This is a genomic window from Haloferax larsenii, assembly GCF_024730625.1.
In the GTDB taxonomy this organism is placed as follows: Archaea; Halobacteriota; Halobacteria; order Halobacteriales; family Haloferacaceae; genus Haloferax; species Haloferax larsenii.
On sequence record NZ_CP078063.1, the window covers coordinates 1,390,625 to 1,413,058 of the forward strand.

General features: G+C 63.0%; 16 protein-coding genes. 6 read left to right on the top strand and 10 right to left on the bottom strand.

All coding sequences use genetic code 11. The annotated features are described in order from the left end of the window. Nucleotides 1–52: 52 nt before the first annotated feature. Nucleotides 53–2,668: a hybrid sensor histidine kinase/response regulator gene (locus KU306_RS07310; RefSeq protein ID WP_258303292.1), complete on the top strand. Its 2,616-nt coding sequence runs from the start codon at nucleotides 53–55 to the stop codon at nucleotides 2,666–2,668. Nucleotides 2,669–2,709: 41 nt separating this feature from the next. On the opposite strand, the gene KU306_RS07315 is transcribed toward KU306_RS07310, so the two are convergent. Then, nucleotides 2,710–2,970, bottom strand: a complete 261-nt coding sequence (locus KU306_RS07315; RefSeq protein WP_007544843.1) for a glutaredoxin family protein — start codon at nucleotides 2,968–2,970, stop codon at nucleotides 2,710–2,712. Nucleotides 2,971–3,255: 285 nt separating this feature from the next. On the opposite strand from KU306_RS07315, the gene KU306_RS07320 reads away from it, so the two are divergent. Next, nucleotides 3,256–4,677 carry a sugar porter family MFS transporter gene (locus KU306_RS07320; RefSeq protein WP_258303293.1) on the top strand — a complete coding sequence of 474 codons (1,422 nt, stop codon included), beginning with the start codon at nucleotides 3,256–3,258 and terminating at the stop codon, nucleotides 4,675–4,677. Between the two features lie 30 nt (nucleotides 4,678–4,707). On the opposite strand, the gene KU306_RS07325 is transcribed toward KU306_RS07320, so the two are convergent. Next, nucleotides 4,708–5,133 carry a CopG family ribbon-helix-helix protein gene (locus KU306_RS07325; protein WP_007544845.1) on the bottom strand — a complete coding sequence of 142 codons (426 nt, stop codon included), beginning with the start codon at nucleotides 5,131–5,133 and terminating at the stop codon, nucleotides 4,708–4,710. Between the two features lie 263 nt (nucleotides 5,134–5,396). On the opposite strand from KU306_RS07325, the gene KU306_RS07330 reads away from it, so the two are divergent. Together KU306_RS07330 and KU306_RS07335 are read left to right on the top strand one after the other, a co-directional pair. Further along, complete coding sequence (locus KU306_RS07330; protein WP_049918873.1) at nucleotides 5,397–5,897, top strand: DUF7344 domain-containing protein; 501 nt, start codon at nucleotides 5,397–5,399, stop codon at nucleotides 5,895–5,897. A 144-nt stretch (nucleotides 5,898–6,041) separates the two neighbouring features. After that, the gene (locus tag KU306_RS07335; protein ID WP_258303294.1) at nucleotides 6,042–7,010 is read left to right on the top strand and encodes a C-terminal binding protein; all 969 of its coding nucleotides are present in this window, start codon (nucleotides 6,042–6,044) and stop codon (nucleotides 7,008–7,010) included. A 788-nt stretch (nucleotides 7,011–7,798) separates the two neighbouring features. On the opposite strand, the gene KU306_RS07340 is transcribed toward KU306_RS07335, so the two are convergent. From KU306_RS07340 to KU306_RS07375, 8 genes are all read right to left on the bottom strand, one after another. Then, the gene (locus KU306_RS07340; protein ID WP_258303295.1) at nucleotides 7,799–8,452 is read right to left on the bottom strand and encodes a DUF6663 family protein; all 654 of its coding nucleotides are present in this window, start codon (nucleotides 8,450–8,452) and stop codon (nucleotides 7,799–7,801) included. A gap of 72 nt (nucleotides 8,453–8,524) precedes the next feature. Continuing rightward, nucleotides 8,525–10,006, bottom strand: a complete 1,482-nt coding sequence (gene arcD, locus KU306_RS07345) for an arginine/ornithine antiporter ArcD (RefSeq protein ID WP_258303296.1) — start codon at nucleotides 10,004–10,006, stop codon at nucleotides 8,525–8,527. Between the two features lie 73 nt (nucleotides 10,007–10,079). Beyond that, nucleotides 10,080–11,477, bottom strand: a complete 1,398-nt coding sequence (locus KU306_RS07350; RefSeq protein WP_258303297.1) for a dihydrolipoyl dehydrogenase family protein — start codon at nucleotides 11,475–11,477, stop codon at nucleotides 10,080–10,082. Between the two features lie 103 nt (nucleotides 11,478–11,580). Continuing rightward, nucleotides 11,581–12,537, bottom strand: a complete 957-nt coding sequence (gene kdgK1, locus KU306_RS07355; protein ID WP_258303298.1) for a bifunctional 2-dehydro-3-deoxygluconokinase/2-dehydro-3-deoxygalactonokinase — start codon at nucleotides 12,535–12,537, stop codon at nucleotides 11,581–11,583. 101 nt (nucleotides 12,538–12,638) lie between these two features. Next, on the bottom strand, nucleotides 12,639–12,941 hold the full coding sequence (locus KU306_RS07360; RefSeq protein WP_007544853.1) for a hypothetical protein: 303 nt from the start codon (nucleotides 12,939–12,941) through the stop codon (nucleotides 12,639–12,641). Nucleotides 12,942–12,968: 27 nt separating this feature from the next. Next, nucleotides 12,969–15,215, bottom strand: coding sequence for a DNA mismatch repair endonuclease MutL (mutL, locus tag KU306_RS07365; protein ID WP_258303299.1), 2,247 nt, complete (start codon nucleotides 15,213–15,215; stop codon nucleotides 12,969–12,971). Further along, entirely contained in the window at nucleotides 15,212–17,947 is a 2,736-nt protein-coding gene (mutS, locus tag KU306_RS07370; protein WP_258303300.1) for a DNA mismatch repair protein MutS, read from the bottom strand. Before mutS ends, mutL begins: the two co-directional genes overlap by 4 nt. Before the next feature lie 72 nt (nucleotides 17,948–18,019). Beyond that, the gene (locus KU306_RS07375) at nucleotides 18,020–18,322 is read right to left on the bottom strand and encodes a hypothetical protein (protein WP_007544859.1); all 303 of its coding nucleotides are present in this window, start codon (nucleotides 18,320–18,322) and stop codon (nucleotides 18,020–18,022) included. Nucleotides 18,323–18,578: 256 nt separating this feature from the next. On the opposite strand from KU306_RS07375, the gene KU306_RS07380 reads away from it, so the two are divergent. Both KU306_RS07380 and KU306_RS07385 read left to right on the top strand, forming a co-directional pair. Next, entirely contained in the window at nucleotides 18,579–19,823 is a 1,245-nt protein-coding gene (locus tag KU306_RS07380) for an ABC transporter substrate-binding protein (protein WP_007544877.1), read from the top strand. After that, on the top strand, nucleotides 19,820–22,258 hold the full coding sequence (locus KU306_RS07385) for a methyl-accepting chemotaxis protein (RefSeq protein ID WP_258303301.1): 2,439 nt from the start codon (nucleotides 19,820–19,822) through the stop codon (nucleotides 22,256–22,258). The genes KU306_RS07380 and KU306_RS07385 overlap by 4 nt, the downstream gene beginning before the upstream one ends. Nucleotides 22,259–22,434 lie beyond the last annotated feature (176 nt).

Below are 22,434 nucleotides of genomic sequence, written 5' to 3' on the forward strand. Positions count from 1 at the left end.
AAACCTCACCGAGTGCCACAACTTCTATTGAACTACCTCTCGCACGTTTCGTATGGACGGTCCCGAACAACGACCGCCGACCGAGGACCATTCTCCCTTGGCAGTCCTCTACGTCGGTCGGGACCCGGATTTCGCCGACTTAGTCGAGACGGCACTCGAACGGCACGTCGACGCGCTTGACGTTCGAACCGAAACGTCTCTCATCGACGGTATCTCGGCTGTCGAAACCGGTGATTTCGACTGCATCGTCTGCGAGTACCACCTTCGCGACGGTGACGGCTTGGGACTTCTCACGGCGGTTCGCGCACAGTCTCCGACGCTTCCGTGTATTCTCTACGCCGCCGACGGTGACGAGTCAGTCGCCAGTCGCGCCATCTCGATGGGCGTGAGCGACTACGTTCGTCGCGACAGCGGCAACGAGGACTTCCGCCTCCTTGCCAGCCGAATCCGAAACGCTGTCGACCAACACCGCGTTCAGTCACGACTCGTCGAGTCGGATTCGACCCTCGCAGCGGTCTACGAACGAATCTCAGACGGCGTCTTCGCCGTCGACGACGATTGGTCTGTCGTCTACTGGAACGAACCGCTGGAGGAACAGACGGACATCTCGGCCGAGGAGGTGCGCGGCCACGACCTCCGCGAACTCTTCCCGAAGGCACGCGAGACCGACATCGCTCACGCACTCGAACGCGCCATGACGACACAGGAGCCACAGACTATCGAGACGTTCGTCGATGTGCTCGATGCTCGGGCCGAAGCACGCATCTACCCCGACGAGGATGGGCTGACAGTCTGCGTGCGCGACTGGACAGACGCCGAGCGTCTCGACCCCGAGCACAAAGCGGTCTTCTCGCGGATGACGGACGCCTTCTTCGCTGTCGACGACGAGTGGAACCTCACCTACTTCAACGACCGTGCCGAGGCGTTGATGAACCGAACCCGCGACGTCGAACTCGGCGACCACCTCTGGGAGACGTTTCCAGAGTTGGTCGGCACCGAAGTGCACGAGGAGTACCTCGAAGCGATGGCGTCCGGCGAGCCGAGGACGCTCGAATTTCACGGCATGCTCTCGGACGCGTGGTACGAAGCACGACTGTACCCGTCGGAGTCGGGACTCTCGGTGTACTTCCGCGACACGACCGAGAAACGGGAGGCGGCCCAAGAACTCCGTGCCCGACACACACGGCTGCAAACACTCGTCAAGAACCTCCCGGTCGCCTCGGCTGTCGTCGACGCCGACGGCATCGTCACGTTCTCCGAGGGGAAGGCGCTGGAGCCGCTCTCGATAACGCCGGAAATCGCCGCCGGGGAGTCTATCTTCGACCTCTACGCCGACGTGCCAGCAATCGTCGATGGAATGCGTCGCGCGCTCGACGGCGAGGCGGTGAACTTCACGGTCGAAGTCGAGGGCCAGACGTTCGAAGCGTGGGCCGAGCCAGTCTTCGACGACGACGGAACTGTCGAGGAGGCCATCGTCGTCGCAATCGACGTGACAGACCGCGCCCGTCTCGAATCCGCACTCCGCGACCTCCAGTCGGTCGCCCGCGACCTGCTTCAAGTCGAGACGCGCGACGAAGTGGCATCGGTCGCGGTCGATGCTGTCGAAGAGGTGGTCGAGTGGCCGATTGCTGCCGTCTGGTACTACGACGACGAGAGCCAGTCGCTCGTCCCGGCCGCAGAGAGCGACACGGCGCGGGCGATGGTCGGTGACGCGCCACTTTTCACCCCCGACACGGGGCTCGTCTGGGACGCCTACGACACGGGAGAGATACAGGTCTACAACCGCCTCGAAACGGAGACAGACGTCTTCAACCCGGACACGCCGTTCGAGTCCGAAGTGCACGTTCCGCTCGGGGAGTACGGCGTGCTCGTCGCTGGTTCGAGCGAGTCGGACTCGCTTTCGGATATCGACGTCGACTTGCTTCGTATCCTCTCGGCGACGGTCTCGTCGGCCATCGAGCGGGCCGAGCGCGAACAGAGTCTCAGAGATAGAGAGTCCGAACTCGCGGCCGCAAACGAACGCCTCGACGAGTTCGTCTCGGTCGTCGCTCACGACCTTCGGAATCCGCTTTCGGTCGCAAAGGGGTACCTCGAAATCGCGCTCGATACGCACGACCCAGCGCATTTCGAGAAGATAGAGACGGCGCTCGACCGAATGAACTTGCTCGTCGACGACTTGCTCACGCTCGCTCGCCACGGGTCGCCCATCGCCGAGCGGGAGGCGGTCGAACTTCGGACCGTGGTCACGCACGCGTGGAGTTTCGTCGAGACGAACGACGCGACACTCCAGGCGAACGGGCTGGGTGTCGCCGTCGGAGACGGGAGTCGCCTGCTCCAACTGTTCGAGAACCTCTTTCGGAACGCAGTGGAACACGGTGGGTCAGCAGTCGAAGTGACTGTCGACCGACTCGACGACGGCTCTGGGTTCTACGTCGAAGACGACGGACCGGGAATTTCGGAGGACGAACGAGAGCAGGTGTTCGACCACGGCTATACGACCAGCAGTACCGGAACGGGGTTCGGTCTCGCTATCGTGAGAGACATCGCCGACGCACACGGCTGGTCGATTCACCTCTCCGAGAGTGACTGTGGCGGTGCTCGGTTCGAGTTCAGCGGTGTCGGGTGGGTGCAGACTCCTTCCCACGAACAGGAGGTACAGAACGACTGACGATGGTGTTGGGTTGCCGCTCTCGGTGGTCGAATCGTCCGTCAGTCGGCGGCCGCGTCTAGCTTTTCTCGCAGTCGCTCGGGGTCGACCTGGAATTTGAACGCCGGACGGTCGTCGACGTAGACGTACGGGACTCGGTCGCCGTACTCCTCCGCGAGCGCTCTGTCTGTGTCCACGTCGACGACGTCGATATCGACCGGAACGTCCTCGGACGCTGCGACTTCGCGGATGGTCTCTTCGGCGACCTCACAGAGGTGGCAGTCCTCGCGCGTGTAGATCACGATTGGGACAGGGTCGCTCATTGGGTCACTAGTGGAGCGCGCTCGCTCATTAGTCCATCTCTGTTCGGCGGAACGTGTCCTCGAAATCACCGAATTATCCGAATTGTTACGGTATTCTATTCACACGTATACTAAGTAGAGTACTTGTCAAATCCATCTATTATAAATTCACTATAATCATCAAAATCGACTGCAGTCATGCGATTTTGAGTAATATAGTGGTCGATAATGTACATATTCATTGTTTGATAAAATGTCGCAGCATTTCTAATCCCACCGCAGAAATGTCATTGTCAAGTACGAACTATGACAGACGATAGTGTCTCATCAGCTTCCGGGGGTGGACGAAACCGGTTCGTCTACGTAACGGCCGCACTCGCCGCGCTCAACGGACTTCTCTTCGGGTTCGACACGGGTGTCATCTCGGGGGCGTTCCTGTACATCAAAGACACGTTCACGATGAGCCCGCTCGCCCAGGGTATCGTCGTGAGCGGAGCGCTCGCAGGCGCTGCGTTCGGTGCCGCGCTCGGTGGACACCTCGCCGACCGCTGGGGTCGGCGGCGACTCATTCTCGTCAGCGCCGTCGTGTTCTTCGTCGGCTCGCTCGTGATGGCTATCGCACCGACCGTCGAGGTGCTGGTCGTCGGGCGTCTCATCGACGGCGTCGCTATCGGCTTTGCGTCCATCGTCGGCCCGCTGTATCTCTCGGAGATTGCCCCACCGAAGATTCGGGGGTCGCTCGTCTCCTTGAACCAACTCGCCGTCACCGTCGGTATCCTCTCGTCGTACTTCGTCAACTACGCCTTTGCCGACGCCGGGCAGTGGCGCTGGATGCTCGGGACGGGGATGGTCCCCGCGCTCATCCTCGGTGCCGGAATGGTGTTCATGCCGGAGAGCCCCCGCTGGCTCGTCGAACACGGACGCGAAGGCCAAGCACGGGACGTCCTCTCGCGAACCCGCACCGACGACCAGATTCGCGCCGAACTCGACGAGATTCAGGAGACTATCGAACAGGAAGACGGGAGCATCCGCGACCTCCTCGAACCGTGGATGCGCCCGGCGCTCGTCGTCGGTGTCGGCCTCGCCGTGCTCCAGCAAGTCACCGGCATCAACACGGTCATCTACTACGCGCCGACTATCCTCGAATCGACCGGCTTCGAGTCCTCGGCGTCCATCCTCGCCACGGTCGGTATCGGCGTCGTCAACGTGGTGATGACCATCGTGGCCGTCTTGCTCATCGACCGAACTGGGCGGCGTCCGCTCCTGTCGGTCGGTCTCGTCGGGATGACGCTCACGCTCTTCGGTCTGGGTGCAGCGTTCTACCTCCCCGGCCTGTCGGGCCTCGTCGGGTGGATTGCCACGGGCAGTCTGATGCTCTACGTGGCGTTCTTCGCCATCGGCCTCGGCCCGGTCTTCTGGCTCCTCATCTCGGAGGTGTACCCGCTGAAGGTTCGCGGGACTGCCATGGGTGTCGTGACCGTGTTCAACTGGTTCGCCAACCTCGCCGTCTCGCTGACCTTCCCCATCATGGTCGGCGCGATTACGAAAGCCGGGACATTCTGGGTGTACGCGATTCTCAGTGCCGTGGCACTGGCCTTTACCTACGTGTTCGTCCCCGAGACGAAAGGTCGGTCGCTGGAAGCTATCGAGTCGGACCTCCGCGACAGTATGCTCGGTCGTCAGGACGCCGACGCGCCCTCGGACGTCGCGTGGGGTGACGACGACTGAACAGTCAGAATCGCCCGTCGAATTCGGTGGTCACTCGTCGACGACGTTCGTGAACTCGTCGATGGGCATCACCGAGTAATCGACGCTCAGCGTGTCTCGCGTCGCGCGAATCCGCCCGACGAACGTCGAGATGTCCTGTAGTTGTCCTTCGAGAACGAACAGTTCCATGCAGTAGTGGTTGCCGACGTGGTTGTGGAAGTTGGACTTGACGAGGCCCTCGTACTCGTGGCGGAGTCCCATCATCCGCTCTTCGACGCTCGTCGTCTCGTAATCGAAGATAACCGTGACGACGGCCATCAGGTCGCGGTTTTCGAGGCGCTTGTCTTCAAACTCTCCGAGGAGGTTTCGCGCCGCCTCTCGGACGACTTCACTGCGGCCGGTGTATCCGTGTTCTCCGGCGAACGAGTCGATTCGTTCAAGCAATTCCTCCGGCATCGAGACACTGACGACGGTCATATATTAACTCGGGTGCCTTCGAATGATAAATATTGGTATCAAGTAAGTCGGTGTGTCGGAAGAGTGTCGGTGAGTTCCGGTCTTCGACACTAAATTTCAGCAGAATTAGACGACTCAAGGACCCCGGCCAAACCCCCCGCAAACTAACTCGTGTCGGGCGATTTCGACACATTCACTCAAACGCGACTGTTTTCAGCCGAGATAACTGAGGCGAACCGTTGATATAGAAGAAGCGACCAGTCACGAACCAGTCGCATCCTCGTATGGCGAGCACATCTGATTCCGACCTATCCGAGACCCGCATCCACGAGGTGTTGAGTAACGACCGCCGACGGATGGCGATCGAATTTCTACAGGACACCGACGAACTGACGCTCCGTGACCTTTCGGAGCGTATTGCGGAGGCAGAGACCGGGGAGACGCCGCCTCCACGAAATATTAGACAGAGCGCGTACGTCTCGCTCCAACAGACGCACATCCCGAAGTTGTCCGAACTGGACATCGTCTCCTACGACGAGAACTCGAAAATCGTCGCACTGGAGGAAGCGTCCGACGTCACCGTCTACATGGAGGTCGTTCCCGAGGGCGAACTCTCGTGGAGCGAGTACTACGCTGCACTCGCGGCGCTCGGAATCGTCCTCATGATAGCGGTCGCCGTCGGTGTACCGCTCCTCTCCGACGCCGGGGCTCCGCTTCTCGCCTCGCTCGTCTTCGCCGTCCTCGGTGGGTCTGCTGTCTACCAACGCTGGTCACAACAGCACTGACCAGACACACTCCGCCACTCACTGACCCGACCGTGCTCGTCTCACTATTCTCTCGCGTAAAATCCGTCATCAACGTTCGAAGCAGTCATATTCTGGGAATCCGAGACACAATGAAGTAGCCATGGTGAACTTCTTCACTCGAACATGAGTTACGCTGTCGTGCTCAGCGACTTTCACATGGTGGACCCCGACCACCAGCGTCGCGTCCTCGGCGACGTGGCCGACGTTACGACCGCCGAACTCGGGTCGGTCGAGGCGCTCGTGGAGGCCTGCGAGGCGGCCGACGCCGACGCTGTCGTCACCGACATCAACACCCCCGTCACCGCGGACGCGCTCGACACCCTCGATTTGTCCGTCGTCGCACGTGCGGCGGTCGGCTTCGAAAACATCGACGTCGAAGCGGCGACAGACCGCGGCGTCGTCGTCACCAACGTCCCGTCGTACTGCACCGACGAGGTCGCCACCCACTCGGTCGCGCTCCTTCTGTCGTGTATCCGCGCGACACCCACCTACGACCGGGCCGTCCGCGCTGGCGAGTGGCCCGCGACGCCCGGACGCGAACTCCACCGCATGAAGGGCCGCACCCTCGGCTTTCTCTCGTTCGGCGCGATTGCCCAGCGAACCGCCGAACTGTGCAGCGGGTTCGGCCTCGAATTCGTCGCCTACGACCCCTACGTCGACGACGACACCCTCACCGAATACGGCGTCGAGCGCGTCAGCCTCTCGGACCTCTACGCCCGCGCCGACTACCTCTCTGTCAACGCGCCCGCGACGCCCGAGACGCGCGGCATGGTCGATGCCGACGCGTTCGACGCGCTCGACGACGACGCTATCGTCGTCAACACCGGCCGCGGTGAGGTCATCGACGAAGCCGCGCTCGTGGATGCGCTCCGCGAGGGCGACATCGCGGCCGCCGGACTCGACGTGTTCGAGACCGAACCGCTGCGCGAGGACTCGCCGCTCCGAGAGCTTGAGAACGCGGTTCTCTCACCCCACGCCGCGTGGTGCTCGGCCGAGGCCCGCGCCGAAGTCAACGAGCAGACCGCGACGGACATCAAGCGCGTCTTCGCGGGCGAAGAACCGACTGCGAAAGTCGAACCCGAGTGGGATTGAGGTTTCGTATTTCTAAATAGCTCGGTGACCGTATCCTCAGAACGCTTTGTGTTCTGCTGGGTGCACGAGAACCCCAACCCGTGAACGGGACTCTGGTACTCCCTGTAGATTACCGAGCGAAAATTGATAATTATCCAACTAGAAGGCTCACAGACTAGAAATGCGTCGACGAGATTTCTTGTGTGGTATTGCGGCTACTACCCCGATAGCTGTCGCAGGTTGTTCAGCAATCGCTGACAAAAGTGAGACGAAAAAGACGACTCACCATCATGTTCAGTCAACCACCATCCGAAATGGTGTTCCATCAGATATCGAGCAAAGTGTGTTCATATTAGACCTCGTCGAAAAGAATGGGGCGGTGGAAATATTTGTATCACCACAAATAGACTTGGGTCAACACCAGTACACAGGGGAGAAACAAACGACAGTCCATTTAATTGTCAATGACATCGTTGACCAGTGGCAACAGAGTTGGACAAATCAGAATGGAGTAGCAGGTGTCCTTACATTTGAGTCAGGAAGTGATAACCCAATTTCAATTACTGCTCAGACAGAATTTGAGGAGGGCGGGTCAATTCAAACCACTCGCATGGAGGAATTCCAATTCCCTTCCAACGAAATGTGAAATAAATATACCATTCATTTGATTCAACTGCTATTGATTATATTTCATATTGGTTCTGTCTCAGCGGAAGTCGTGAATCCATGTGTAATGGCACCACCGCGTGTTCAGGCCGCTGCTGCAGACTGGTGGGAACGAACAATGAGGTGGCCGACGGCGACGAGCACTACCCTTCGCAGTACGTCTCGCGCATCGTCCGCGCGAACAGGCCCGCCTTGTCGAACGCGATAGCAACGAGGACGAACGACTCGTCCAAGGGACGCATCACGAACACCTCTCGGGGTGCGTCGGGGGCGTCAGTCTGCTCGTCCACCCGCCCCACGAGCGGGTCCAGCGGGAGGACGCCGTCTCTGAACTCCTCGAACAGGTCGCGCGCGCCGGACTGTTTGGCAAAGACGTAGAGCACCGCGTTCGGGTCGTGCTCGGTGCTGTAGGTGACGCGCGACCCCATCGCTTCCCCGGCGTCTTGGACCGCACGCCACGTCTCTTTGGCGGCGTCGAACAGTCCGGTTGCGGCCCCGACGAACCGGAATCGCGTCTCGTCGAGAATGTCGAGCGACGCAAAGCGGGGGTCGCCGTCGTCCCACGCGAGCGTCGCATCCACGACGTGTCCGGGTTCGAGCGCCGCGACGGTCTCGGCGAGTTCGCCCTCGTACCCGTCTGACGGGACGTAGGTCGGCGAAAACGCTTCCTCGGCCTCGGTCGCGGCGCTGGGGTCGGTCCAGTCCACGTCGTCGTCGGGGCGTTCGAGCAAGAGCGTCTCGTCTCGGTCCCGCGGACTGCGGTAGACCCGAAACTGTCCAGCCGTCGTGACCTCCATGGCCGCGGCTACTCGGCGGACGAAAATACGACTACCGGTCCGGGGTGCGTGTCCGAAAAAAGGCCGCGCGGCTCAGTCGTCGTCAGCGAACGACGCGATAGCGCCGCGAAGACCGGCTTGCGTGTCCGAGCCTTCCTTCGTGATTCGCCACCCGGTCAGTCCCATAACGACGAGGATGACCGGCGAGAGGAACCCGAGGAAGTAGTACGGCGCGTACTGGAGCGTCGGCACGCCGAGCACGTCGGTCATGTAGGCACCGCCAGTCCCCCACGGGATGAGCGCACTGGTGGTCGTCCCGGCGGATTCGACGGCCCGCGAGAGGTTCCGACTTTCGAGGTCGAAGTCGTCGTAGAGGCCGCGGAAGCTCATGCCGGGGACGACGATACTCATGTACTGGTCTGCCGCGATGGCGTTCATCGCCAGCGACGAGGCGGCCGTCCCGACGGTGAGCGAGGCAACCGAGGTCAGCACGACTCGAAGCTTGTGCGCGATGACGGCGATACAGCCGGTTCGTTCAAGGATACCACCCAGCGAGAGCGACGCGATGATGACCGTCATCGTCCACGACGAACCGAGGAGACCGTCCGAGTTGAGCAGCGAATCGACCGTCTCGACGCCCGTCGCGGGTTCGGTCCCGGCGAACGCGACGTTCCACGCGCCGACGAAGGTGTCGATGGCGACGGGCCCCTGCACGAACAGTTGGGTGAGCGTTCCGGCAACGACGCCCGCGATGATAGACGGCAGCGCGGGGTAGCCGCGAAGCGCGAGCACGAACGTGACGACGAGTGGCGCGAAGACGAGCGGCGAGAGGGCGTACGACCCCGCAAGCGCCGTCTGAATCTCGGCGACGCGTCCCGCGGGAATGTTCCCCGTGGCCGTGAGACCGAGGGCGGTGTAGGCGACCAGCGAGATTGCGAGCGCGATGCTCGTTCCGACGCGCATCGTCCGCACGTGAGTCAGGAGTTCCGTGTTGGTGACGGCGGCAGCGAGGTTCGTCGTGTCCGAGAACGGCGACACCTTGTCGCCAGTGTACGCGCCCGTCAGAACCGCACCCGCGGTCATCGCGTTCGGCATGCCGAGGCCAGACCCGATGCCGATGAAGGCGACGCCGAGGGTTGCGGCCGTCGTCCACGACGACCCGATAGCGAAGGTGACGATAGCCGAAAGCAGCGTCGCAACGGGCAGGAACACTGCCGGTGACAGGAAGTCAAGCCCGTAGTAGATGAGCGCGGGAATCGTCCCTGCCGCGGTCCACGTCGAGATGAGCATGTAGACGACGAGGAGGATGAGCAGTGCGGACATCCCCATGTTGATGCCGTCCCGGATACCCTCCGAGAGGCGCGACCACGGGATGCCGAGCCAGTATCGTCCGACCGCACCGGTGAGGATAATACCCCACAGGAGCGGCAACTGCGGGTCGAGGCCGAGCCAGATGACCCCGACACTCAGGAAGACGAGCATCCCGACGACGGGAACGAGCGCCTGCACGAGCGACGGTCGCTCATCCTCGGGAATGTCGTCGTAGGTCAGCGGTTCGAACGAGAGAGTTGCCATTACCGGTACCGTCTTCCATGGTAGGTAATTTCAATCTGGCCCTTTGTAGATTATAAATAACCGTTATCATTACTCAATCATCCAACTCAGATGATGCGTTTCGGAACAATGAGTCAAGAATTTCCGGCGTCGTTGGATGATACGCCCGGTCTGGGAGGTCGCGCACGTCGAGTTCCATCTCGACGGCGACCTGCATCGTCTTCGCCATCACGTCGGCGTGGTAATGGAGTCCCTGGTAGCCGAGGACGGTGCCGTCGCTTCCGACGACGAGACGCGCCAATCCTTTCGGCGTCGCTTTGGTCTTGAACACTCCGTCGTCGCGGGCCTCTCGGGTGACGACGACGTGGTCGATTCCCGCGTCCGCCGCAGATGCCGCCGAGTGGCCGACGCGGGCGTAGGGGTACACCGTCGCCCCGGAGAAGACGACGTGGTGGTGGACGTTGTGGTACTCTGTGAGTTCACCACCCCGGATGTCGGCGAGGATGTTGTCGGCGGCGACGAAGCCCTGTTCCTTGGCGACGTGGAGAATCGGTTCCTTGTCGTTCGCGTCACCCACGACGTACACTCGGTCGTCGTCCACGGCGCGCATCGTGTCGTCCACCCAGGCCTCACCCGGCGAGAGACCCGCTGCGTCGAGGTTCAGGCCGCCGAGATTCGGTTCTCTCCCGGTGAACAAGAACACCTCGTCGCCCTCGACTGCCGACCCGTCGTCGAGATGGAGGCGAACACCCCCGTCGTCGGTCTGTTCGACGCGCTTTTCGTACACTTCGGTCCGAATCTCGATGTCGAAGTCGTCGCGGTAGATATCGAGGAGTGCATCACCGAATTCGGGGTCCCCCTCGTCGATTGGGCGCTCGTCGTGCTCGACGACCGTGAGGTCGACGCCCGCCTCCGCGAGATACGGGACGAGTTCGAGGCCGACGTAGCCGAACCCCATCACGACGCCTGACTCGGGGAGGTCGGTCGCGTCGAGCACGTCGGCGCTGGTCGAAAAGCCCACCTCGTCGAGACCGGGGAGGTCGGGGACGAACGGCGACGACCCGGTAGCGACGACGACGTAATCGGGGTCGAACTCGCGGTCACCGGCCCGGATGCGACGCTCGCCGACGAACCGGCCGCGCTCGCGGACGAGTTCGACGCCATCCGTCTCGGCCAGCTTTCGGACTGCAGCCCGGCGGTGACTGGCGAACCCCGAGATGTGTTCGTCTTTCGTCTCGACGACTGCGTCGAGGTCCATCTCGGGCGCGTCGCCGTCGAGTCGGTCGTCGTGCCGCGCTTGATAGTGGTGGCCCGCCGCCGAGAGGAGTTCCTTGGATGGCATACAGCCGCGGAGGATGCAGAGGCCCCCCGCCGGGTCGCCGTCGTCGACGAGCGTGAGTCGGTCGATGTCGTCGCCGACGTGCGGGACCAGTTTGTCCGCGACGGCGACTCCGGCGCTCCCGTAGGCACCGATAATGAGTACGTGTGTCATACTGTGTCGCGGGTGCGGAGGGCGCTTAGTCGTTGGGTCGGAGTGTGCGAAAATCGCACTGCTAGTCGAGATTGTGTACCGCGAAAAACGGTGCGGGCCGCGCCTACCGTGAAATGCCGTCGCCCTCGTCCGCGACGACGCGCTCGATATCTTCGGGCGTGACGACGGCCACGTCACCCTCGATGGTTCGCTTGAACGACGCCGTGGCAGATGCCCACTGGAGCGAGTCGGCGACGTCGCCACCGTCGAGGTGCTTGGCGAGATAGCCGCCGACGAAGGCGTCGCCCGTGCCGATTGCGTCGTGGGTTTCGGCCTCGTAGACGCCCTGTTCGTACACGTCGCCGTCGGCGAGTGCGAGCGAGCCTTCCGCGCCGCGGGTGACGACGACCGTCTCGAAGTCGTAGTCGGCCGCGAGGCCGCGGGCGACGGATTCCGCGTCGCCGTCGCGTCCGAGGACGGTTTCGGCGTCGCGCTGGGCGGCGAACAACACGTCGATGGCGTCGAACAGGTCGCGGTAGCCCGCGGCGGCCTCGTCTGGAGTCCAGAGCTTCGTCCGGTAGTTCAGGTCGAAGGCGGTGGTCGTCCCCGCCTCCTGTGCCACTTCGAGCACGTCTTTCGTCGTCGCGTGGAGCGTCGTAGAGAGCGCGGGCGTGATACCGCTGGTGTAACACACGTCGGCGTCGCGGACGGCATCGAGGTCGATTTCGCCCGTTTCGAGGGTCGTTACCGCGGCGTCCGCGCGGTCGTAGACGACGTTCGTCGGCCGCGGTTCGACACCGTGTTCGAGGTAGTAGAGACCCTGTCGGTGTTCGTCGTCCCAGACGACGCCGTCGGTGGCGACGCCGTGGCTTCGCAGTTCGCCCACGACGCGGCGGCCGAGCGGTGAGTCGGGGAGTTTCGAGAACCACGCCGCGTCCCGGCCGAGTCTGGCGGCGGCGACGGCGACGTTACTCTCTGCGCCGCCAGCCTGCACTTCGAACTCGCGGGCAGTTTCGAGTCGCTCGCCACGCGGCGGCGACAGGCGAAGCATCGTCTCGCCGAAGGTCACGAGGTCGGTCATGCAGAGGCGTTCGACGGCACCGTATAAACGTCCGGCGTTGGCGTCGAATCACGCGACCGAGTCGGCGCGGCGGCACAACAGGCAACGGCCCGTCGTCGCCCTCACGCCCCGGTCAGCCGCCGGACGAGGTAGATAAACGAGATTGGAATACTGAGGAAGGGAACGCCGATGAGGTAGTACAGCGGAGACGGTATCCAGTTCGACTCGCGGGCCAGTCTGATGCGGTCCATGTGGAGCGCGGCCGGGCCGACGATGACGGCGAGCGCCGTCCCGTAGAACCGAATCGCCTCGCCGACAGGGTCGGCCCACGGGGGGACGCTTGGCCCAGTGGCGGCGGTAAAGAGGTAGGAAACCACCAGAACCAGCGGCCCGAACAGAATGCCGACGAAGACCAGCGGGTGCATCGGTTCGACCCTCTCGGCGGCCTGACTTCAATCCTCTGTGCGTCGCCCGCCGTGTCCGGGGTAGTCGCGCTCGAACCGCGCTTCGATTTCGTCGCTGTCGAATTCGACGATGACCGGGCGGCCGTGCGGACAGGCGTACGGATTCTCACAGTCGTCCAACGCCGACAGCAGGTCGAGGACCGACCCCTCCCGAAGCGAGGTGTTGCCCGTAATCGACGGGTAGCACGCGAGGTCGGCGAGGAGTTCGTCGGCGACGGCATCGACCGTCTGTTGGCCTCCCTCGGACTCGTCTTGGACGAACGCGGTCAGCGCATCCCTGACGAGTTCGGGGTCGAGCGCCGCGTCGAAGACCGCTGGCACGGTCCGCACGGTCACGGTTCGCTCGCCGGTGCGCCCCGCGTGGAATCCGACCTGTGCGACGGCCTCGCGGTACTCCTCGAACAGGGCGGCCTCGCGGGCGGTCAGTTCGAGTTCGACGGGGTCTGCGAGGGCTTGCGTCGGCGTGTCGCCCTCGACTTCGGCCTTCAGGCGCTCGTAGTTCACTCGCTCGTCGGCGGCGTGTTGGTCGACGAGGACCAACCCTTCGCTCGTCTCGGCGACGATGTAGGTGTCCATGAGTTGCCCGAGGATGCGCATCGACAGGAGCGACTCGAACTCGGGTTCGAGCGTGGCTTCCTCGCCCGACAAATCACGCTGGGTCGTCGGGGCCGAGATGCGGCGCGGCGGGGTGGTCGCGGTCGAGTCGGTTGGCTGGTCGATGCCGCTGCCGGACTCCGTGTTCAGCGAAGACGATTCGCCGAAGTCGGACGACGACTGCGACCCGCTATTCGGGGCCGACGACCGCCCACTATCCAGCGACGATTGCGACCCGCTATCCAGCGACGATTGCGACCCGCTATCCAGCGACGACTGCGACGTTCGCTCCGGGCCGGGCGCGAGGTCGTATTCGCGGGGTGGTGTCGGCGGCGGCGATTGGGTGTTCGCGTCGTCAGCCTCCGCCGACTCGGCCGTCGCCGTCGTGTCGGTGTCCGGTGAGGTATCGTCTGGACTCTGCGGTCGGTCGCGCGTGGCCTGTACGTCTCTCGCGCTCGGTCGCCGGGCCGCTGAATCCTCGCTGTCGGTCGCCGCCGCGTGAACGTCGTGCGGGTCGTCAGATGGCGAAACTTGCTCGTCTCGCTGGTCGTCCGAGCTGTCGTCACCGACTTCGCCGTCTTCACCACCGGGTGCGATAGGCGTCTCGTCGGCTTTCGACAACCCGCGCGGTGCCGACGACCGGACGAGGCCGTTCGACAGCAGGGCCTCTTCGACGGCGTCGGTCACGGCCTGCCGGACCTGCGTCTCGTCGTCGAATCGGACTTCCATCTTCCGCGGGTGGACGTTCACGTCCACGGCGTCGGGGGCAACCTCGACGAACAGGACCGCGAAGGGATAGCGGTCGGCGTCGAGTTGCCCGCCGTAGGCGTCGAGGACTGCCTCGCGGAGGACGCGCGCGGTGACGTAGCGGTCGTTGACGAACGTCGAGAGGTAATCGCGGGTACTCCGCGTCGTCTCGGGGTGGCTGACGAGTCCCGAAACCGAGACGTCCCCCGAGTCGTATTCGACGGGGACCATCGCCTCGGCGACTTCCCGGCCGTAGACCGACAGCACCGTCGATGCGAGGTCGCCGCGACCCTCAGTTGCGAACACCTCGCGGTCGTCGTGTTCGAGGGAGACGGCCACGTCGGGATTGGCGAGGGCGTAGTGCGTGACGACGGTGTTGACGTGGTCGAACTCGGTTGCCGTCGTCTTCAGGAACTTCCGGCGGGCGGGGGTGTTGAAAAAGAGGTCCTCGACCTCGACGACGGTCCCCTCTGGACAGCCTGCGGGTCGAATCTCCTCGACTTCCCCACCTTCGTACTGCAACTCCGTCCCAACATCGCCACCGCGGGGTTTGGAGCGAATAGTCATCCGCGAGACGGCCCCGATGGTGTGGAGCGCCTCGCCGCGGAATCCGAGGGTTCCGACGCCGGCTTCCAAATCTTCGATATCCGAAATCTTACTCGTCGTGTGCTCGCGCACCGAGAGTTCGAGTTCGTCTTCGGTCATGCCGACGCCGTCGTCGCGGATGCGGACGCCTTCGACGCCGCCAGCATCGACGGCGACCGAGACGCGCGTCGCGTCCGCGTCGAGGCTGTTTTCGACGAGTTCTTTCACGACCGAGGCAGGGCGTTCGACGACTTCTCCGGCCGCGATTCGCTGGATGGTCTTCTCGTCGAGTTGGACGATATCGCTCATTCGTCACCCTCCAGTTTCGACTGCCACGACTGCACTTTCGCCATCAGGTCCAGCGGCGACGTGGCGTTCACGTCGACCGATTCGAGTTCGTCGAGGACGGCTTCGGTTTCGGGGTCGATGGCGGGGGCGGCACTCTCGGTGTTTTTGGTGCTTTCGGTGCTCTCGGCGCTCTCGGCGCTCTCGCTTGCGACCGCCGCTGCGGACTCGACCGACCCGTTCTGGGGTGCACCACTTGCGTGACTCCGTTCTCTCTTCTCACTCTCGACTTTCATCTGCCCGCTTCCCACGTCGAAGACGGCTTGTACGGGTTCTGACGACCCCGAGCCTTTCGCCTCGATGGCCTTCTCGTCTCGGAGTCGGTCGAGTACGTCGGTGGCTCTGTCCACGACGGGACGTGGAACCCCCGCGAGGTCGGCGACGTGAATCCCGTAACTCCGGTCGGTTGGCCCGTCCACGACGGTCCGGAGGAAGGTCACGTCGCCGTGGCGCTCGTCGGCCGCGACGTGGACGTTCGCAACCCGGTCGAGGTGGTCGGCGAGACTCGTCAGCTCGTGATAGTGGGTCGCGAAGAGCGTCTTCGCACGGACTTCGTTGTGGAGGTACTCGGTCGCGGCCCACGCGATAGAGATACCGTCGTAGGTTGCGGTTCCGCGGCCCACCTCGTCGAGGATAACGAGCGACTCTTCGGTGGCCGAGTGGAGGATGTTCGACAACTCCTGCATCTCGACCATGAACGTCGAGCGTCCCTGTGCGAGTTCGTCCAGCGCGCCCACGCGGGTGTAGATACCGTCGACGACGCCGATAGTCGCCTCGTCGGCGGGGACGAAACTCCCGACCTGTGCGAGAAGCGTGATGAGCGCGGCCTGCCGCATGTAGGTCGATTTCCCCGACATGTTCGGGCCGGTGACGATGAGGAAGCCGCGCTCGTCGTCCATGTGGAGGTCGTTCGGGACGAAGTCGGTCGTGGTCTCGACGACCGGGTGGCGACCCGCTTCGACGTGGAGGACGCCCGGTTCGGTGAGTTCCGGGCGCGTCCATCCGTTCCCGGCGGCGTGGGCTGCCAGCGAGGCGAGGGCGTCGACTTCGGCGAGTGCGCGGCCAACGTCCTGGAGAAGTTCGGCGTGGGTGGCGACGCGCTCGCGGAGGTCCTGAAACAGGTCGTATTCCAGGTCACCGCGCGCCTCTTCGAGGCGAAGAATCTCGCGTTCTTTCTCCTCTAACTCCTCGGTGACGAAGCGTTTGGAGTTCTTGAGCGTCTTAATCTGCTGGTAGTGGTCGGGCACTTGGTCGGCGACGGACTTGCCGACCTGAATGTAGTAGCCGTCTGTCTTGTTGCGGTCGACCGTGACGTGCGAGAGGCCGTGCTGACGCTTCTCGCGGTCGGAGAGCGTCTCTATCCACGACTTCGCCGACTCGTGGCGCTCGATGAGGTCGTCGAGCTCCTCGTCGTGGCCTTTCTGGAAGAGCCCGCCCTGTGTAACCGTCTTCGGTGGGTCTTCGGCGAGCGCGTCGGCGAGCTCCGCTTGGAGGTCTGCAGCGGCGTCTCTGTCGGGTCTGGCGACTACGTCCGCAAGGGGCGTGTCCGCGAGTTCGGTTCCCTCGATGGCGTCGGCGAGTGCGGGGAGAATACCGAGAGTGTCGCGGACGGAGAGGAGCGCCGACGCGTCTGCACTCCCCGAGGCGGCGCGTGAGGCGAGGCGTTCGAGGTCGTACGCACCATCCAACACGTCGCGGACGCGCTCACGGGCGAGGGCGGCCGACGCAAGCGACTCCACGGCGTCGTGTCGGCGGGCGAGTTCGTCCCGGTCGCGTCGCGGTCGGGTGAGCCATTCGCGGAGGAGTCGCCCGCCCGGTGCGGTGACCGTGTGGTCGATAGTGTCGAACAGCGACCCCGAGCGGTCGCCGTGCATGGTCTCTGTGAGTTCGAGGTTACGCTGGGTCGTCGCGTCGAGTTCGAGCAGGTCGCTCGGGTGGTAGACGCGAAGGCGCGTCATCGACCGCAGGACGCCAGCACCCGTCTCTTCGACGTACGCGAGAATCCCGCCCGCAGCGCGGGTCGCAAGTTCGGAGTCGAGACCGACGCTGTCGACGGTCGATTCGCCGAACTGTTCGCGGACGGCGTGGCGAGCGCGACCCGGGGCGAACGCGTCGCTGGAGAAAAGCGAGAACGAGGCGTCCGTGGCATCGCGGAGTTGCGAGAGCGTTTCGTCGTCCGCTCTGAGGTCCGGGCCGGGGAGGACTTCGACCGGCGAGAAGCGGTAGAGTTCGGCCGCGGCGTCCTCGACGGTGTCGGCTTCGGTCACGAGGAACTGTCCGGTCGTCACGTCGGCGAACGCGAGGCCGAGACCGCTATTTCGACCCTGCACGACGGCGGCGAGGAACTGGGCGTCAGCGCGCGACGTTTCGAGGAGGGTACCGGGCGTGACGACGCGCGTGATTTTCCGTCGGAGGTCGCCCGATTCGGTCTCGTACTGGTCGGCGACGGCGACGCGGTAGCCGCGTTCGACCAGCGCCTTGAGGTAGGGCGTCAAGTCGGCAAGCGGAACGCCCGCCATCGGATACGACGAACCGTGCGACGACTTCTGTGACACCTTGAGGTCGAGTTCGCGACCGACCGTCTCGGCGTCGTCCGCAAAGAACTCGTAGAAGTCGCCACACTGCATGGCGAGGAGGTCGGCGTCGGTCTCCTCTTTCAACGAGAGGAACTGGCCGACGATTCCCTGAGTAGTCATGTGCGCACGTGGGTCGGCGGGCGGATAAAACGCTACGATGGCGTGCGGACGGGAACGATGCCGTCTGGGTGCTTAGGCGACCACGACGGTGTTACAGTTCACCCCCGCGGGAACCGAAACGTAGCCGACCGGTTCCTGAAACACTTCGATTGCCTTGATGATGACACCGTATGGGGAAAACGTGAGCAGTCCCTTGGTCATCAACGCCATGCTCGCGACGTCCATCGAGACTTGGCACTGGACCGTCGAGTTCGCCTGCTGACCACTGTCGCCCACTTTCCCTGCGACGGGAACGCTCGAAACGGCCATCCCGATGACCAGCAGTGCTGTGACGAGTGCTCCACAACGCAACGTTCTGTCTGAAAATTGTGTCATGCAGGAATAATCTATGTTTCGATGCCATTAGTTGTGGTGCTTAGACTAATCGTTACCAGCCTCGGTGTTGGGCAGCCTCCAATTATCATTTGGATACTATCAGCTCGCCGTCTATTTGAGTGAGTGTGAATCTCACTCCAACATATCCCTCAAATAACGGGGCTTAATATAAATATAGACATGTATTTGACATCAGAATATATCGACTGATAATCGGCGGCCCAAAGTTATATGCTGGTTCGCTAGTCGGTCTGGTGTGACTCGCTCGTACAATCGACGAGGGCTTCTTCGCGCCGCCGGGAGCGCCGTTGCGCTCGGTTCGCTGTCGGGGTGTGTGGGGGAACTCGGTACTCAAGGAAACGAACCAGTTCGGTTCGGGGCAGTCCTGCCGGTCAGTGGCTCCCTCGAAACGCTCGGGACGCACGGAATGCGTGCAGTGGAACAGGCTGTCGCAGACGTCAACCGAGCCGGTGGAGTGCTCGACCGGCCGGTAGAACTGACGGTCGTCGACACGGAAGCAAACGCTCAGAAAGCGGTTGAAGGATACAAGACACTCGTCGACGAGGGTGTCGTCGGGTTCGTCGGTGGACTCGTGAGCGACGCGTCCATCGCGCTCGCACCAAAAGCAGCCTCGGACGGCATCATGGAGATGAGTCCGGCGAGTACGAGCCCTGCGCTCACGGATGCTGGCCGAGCGGACGGCCGGAAGTACTTCGGCCGGACGGTTCCCAGTGACGCGCTGCAGGCCATCGCGATGGCGAAAATTCTCGACGCGCCGCAGTACGCGGACGCCGATTCCATCGCGATTCTCGCAATCGACAACGCCTACGGCAACGGTCTCGCCAGTGCGATGAAGGAAAGCACCGACGCAGAGGTCGTTTCGGACGTTCGGTACGACCCGACCGCCTCGTCGTTCGACGGCGTCGTCGACGAGGTGTTCCGGAACTCGCCCGACGCAGTCGGCTTCGTTAGTGTGGCCGGACAGGAGACTGGTGTCCTCGACGCGTACGGGTCGTCCGACTACGAGGCTCCGTGGGTGTTCTCTGCGGGGATGTTCGGAAGCGACGTTCCGAAGTATTACGAAGGATTCTACAGTGCGTCGCTTTCGAGCGTCCGCACTGACGGGTACTTCCATCTCTCACAGCGGCTCTCTGACATCGCGCCGCTTGCGGCCTACGCTGTCAACGCGTACGACGCACTGTTCCTCATGGCGGCGGCCGCGGAGAAGGCCGGTGAGGCGACCGGCTCGGCGATTGCCGACACGATTCAGTCCGTCTCCGGCGGAACCGGACACACGGTTTCGGTCGGTGACTTCAGCCGTGTCCGTTCGCTCACCAGCGCCGGTCGTGAGCTGAATTATCAAGGCGCAGCGAGCGGTGTCGACCTGACTGAAGACCTCGAACCGCTGAGCCCGTACGTCGTGGAGGAAGTCCAAAGCTCCGAAGTCAGGCAGTTAGAGCTGCTTCAGCGGCAGTTCTTCGAATCAGGAGGAAATCAATGAGTTCACCACTGAAACAGTTAGCCGACGCCTTCGAACGGCTCTTGCCGAACGTGATTCGCCGCCGGTACGCGGCGAAGTTCGGCCTCGCACTCCTCGCCATTATCATCGTGATGGGTGCCGCAGGCGCGTTCATCCACTTCGACACCAAATCGGTCGTCGAGACGCAGACCGAAGAGGAGATTCGCGGCATCGCCAAATCCGAAGCGCGCTCTGTCGCCGATTGGACCGCAACCAAGCAATCGACCGTCTCGTTCCTCTCGTCGTCGCTCGCGGAACGCCCGGCGAATACGTCGGCAGCAGAACACGAACGATGGCTCGAACAGAAGCTCATCGAACTCCCGAGTGACGTTCGGTCGCTCCACTACGTCGATGCGGATACGATGTCTGTCGTCGCCAGCACGACCGACGGAACGAGCGGCACGTCGCTCGACGCTGTCGATTCGACGTGGGCGGGTCAAGCAGCCTCGATTGCGGGGTCGAACGAACCAGTCGTCTCGGAACCCTACGACGTCAACGGCGAGCCAGTCATCGCGTTCGCCGCACCAGTCACCGAGTCCAACGGGTTCATCGTGCTGACCGCGTCGCTCGAAGCGCGGTCCCACGAGTTCGAATCGCCGATTCCGACGGGTGACGTGAAGGTCGTCACCGAAGAGGGGAACATCCTTCTGGACAACCGGAAGGCGTCGCTTCTCGAACAGTACTCCGCGTCTGAAGGGTCGGTTACGGCAATCGAATCTGCACTTAAAGGCCAGAGCGGGTACAAGCAAGTCTCGGCTCGGACCGGCATGGAAGAGGGCCAGTACGCGATGGCGTACGTGCCCATTACCGGCACCGACTGGGTACTTACCTACCACGTTCCAACGGAACGGGCGTTCTCGCTCCAGACCACGGTGACGCGTAACCTCGCGTACCTCATCGCGTTCGCGGTCGGGTCGCTGTTCCTCGTCGGCGTGACGATTGGCCGCGGCACCGCGAAGTCGCTCGCGACTGTCGCACGGAACGCAGACCAGATTGCCAGCGGTGAGGTCGACGGCGAGGTTCCCTCTACGGCCCGCATCGACGAGATGGGACGGCTGTACAACTCGTTCGCCGAGATGCAGTCGTACCTGACGACGGTCGCCGGCCAGGCCGAAGCCCTCGCGGCGAAAGAGTTCGACGACCCCGTGTTGGACGAGGACGTGCCAGGGTCGTTCGGTGAGGCGATGGGTCAGACTCACAAAGACCTCGAAGCACTCATCGTCGAACTCGAAACGAAAGCCGAGGAGTTCGGCGACGCACTGTCGGCCGCCGCCGACGGTGACCTCACGGCTCGGATGAGCGAAGACGCCGACAACGAGGCGATGAACGAGATGGCCCGGTCGTTCAACCAGATGGCCACGGAACTCGAAGCCACCATCGCCGAAGTGTCCGGATTCGCCGAAACCGTCGCGGCAGCCAGCGAAGAGGTGACCGCGAGTGCGCAGGAAATCGAACGCGCGAGTCGGCAGGTCAGCGAATCTACTCAGGTCATGGCCGAGGGCGCACACGAACAACAGGAGAACCTCCGCCAGACCACGAACGAGACGAGCAACCTCTCGGCGACCATCGAGGAAGTCGCCTCCTCTGCGAGCGAACTCGAACGCACGGCCGAACACACGCTCGAAGCGAGCGAGGCGGGACACACCGCCACGGTCGAGGCTATCGACTCCATCGAGAACGTCGAGGAGAAGACCTCCGAGACGGCCGAACGCATCGAAGAACTCGAAGCGCACATGGCCGAAATCGGCGACATCGTCGAACTCATCACCGACATCGCCGAGCAGACGAACATCCTCGCGCTCAACGCGAACATCGAGGCCGCCCGCGCGGGCGAAGCGGGTGAAGGCTTCTCGGTCGTCGCCAACGAGGTCAAAGACCTCGCTGGAGAGACCAAGGAGTCCGCCGAAGAAATCGAAGCGACCATCGAAGAGGTCCAAGAGAAATCCGAGGCCTCGGTCACTGAGATGCGAGAGACGAAAGACGCCGTCGAATCCGGCGTCGACGCAGTCGAAAACGCTCGCGAATCGCTCGACACCATCGTCGACAACGTCCGCGCGACCAAGGACGGCGTCGACGAAATCAGTCGGACGACCGACGAACAGGCCGCCTCGACCGAGGAAGTCGCGTCGATGATGGACCGCGTCACCGACATCAGCGACGACACCGCAGCACGGTCCGAATCCGTCGCCGCGGCCGCCGAAGAACAGACGGCCTCCCTCGGAGAGGTCTCCAGCGGAACCGACCGCCTCGCCTCACAGGCCGAACAGCTGATGTCGCTCATCTCGTCGTTCGAAGTCGACGCCCAGCAGACCGAACTGGACGAATCAGTCGAAATCGACGACGACGGAGTCGACACTGCCGAGATGCCACTGAACGAGTCACCCGTCACTGACGGCGGCGACGACGACACTCAGTAGCGAACGAACTCCGACGACTCACTTTTCGACGCTACCGACAGCCCCTTTTCTACCACACGCTGACACATCGCCGAAAACTAGTTCATCTGGTTGGTATCGTCCCGGTCAATACCTGGCTCTCGTGGCACCTCGGCCCTCCTCTCTGTTATCATGCATGATAACTAATTGCATAGCAT

Excerpts from the sequence above, each read along its gene's own strand:
- KU306_RS07315 (WP_007544843.1), bottom strand. The coding sequence starts at position 2,970 with ATGAGCGACCCTGTCCCAATCGTGATCTACACGCGCGAGGACTGCCAC.
- KU306_RS07335 (WP_258303294.1), top strand. The coding sequence starts at position 6,042 with ATGAGTTACGCTGTCGTGCTCAGCGACTTTCACATGGTGGACCCCGAC.
- KU306_RS07340 (WP_258303295.1), bottom strand. The coding sequence starts at position 8,452 with ATGGAGGTCACGACGGCTGGACAGTTTCGGGTCTACCGCAGTCCGCGG.
- KU306_RS07330 (WP_049918873.1), top strand. The coding sequence starts at position 5,397 with ATGGCGAGCACATCTGATTCCGACCTATCCGAGACCCGCATCCACGAG.
- mutL (WP_258303299.1), bottom strand. The coding sequence starts at position 15,215 with ATGAGCGATATCGTCCAACTCGACGAGAAGACCATCCAGCGAATCGCG.
- KU306_RS07350 (WP_258303297.1), bottom strand. The coding sequence starts at position 11,477 with ATGACACACGTACTCATTATCGGTGCCTACGGGAGCGCCGGAGTCGCC.
- arcD (WP_258303296.1), bottom strand. The coding sequence starts at position 10,006 with ATGGCAACTCTCTCGTTCGAACCGCTGACCTACGACGACATTCCCGAG.
- kdgK1 (WP_258303298.1), bottom strand. The coding sequence starts at position 12,537 with ATGACCGACCTCGTGACCTTCGGCGAGACGATGCTTCGCCTGTCGCCG.
- KU306_RS07325 (WP_007544845.1), bottom strand. The coding sequence starts at position 5,133 with ATGACCGTCGTCAGTGTCTCGATGCCGGAGGAATTGCTTGAACGAATC.
- KU306_RS07375 (WP_007544859.1), bottom strand. The coding sequence starts at position 18,322 with ATGACACAATTTTCAGACAGAACGTTGCGTTGTGGAGCACTCGTCACA.
- mutS (WP_258303300.1), bottom strand. The coding sequence starts at position 17,947 with ATGACTACTCAGGGAATCGTCGGCCAGTTCCTCTCGTTGAAAGAGGAG.
- KU306_RS07360 (WP_007544853.1), bottom strand. The coding sequence starts at position 12,941 with ATGCACCCGCTGGTCTTCGTCGGCATTCTGTTCGGGCCGCTGGTTCTG.
- KU306_RS07385 (WP_258303301.1), top strand. The coding sequence starts at position 19,820 with ATGAGTTCACCACTGAAACAGTTAGCCGACGCCTTCGAACGGCTCTTG.
- KU306_RS07310 (WP_258303292.1), top strand. The coding sequence starts at position 53 with ATGGACGGTCCCGAACAACGACCGCCGACCGAGGACCATTCTCCCTTG.
- KU306_RS07320 (WP_258303293.1), top strand. The coding sequence starts at position 3,256 with ATGACAGACGATAGTGTCTCATCAGCTTCCGGGGGTGGACGAAACCGG.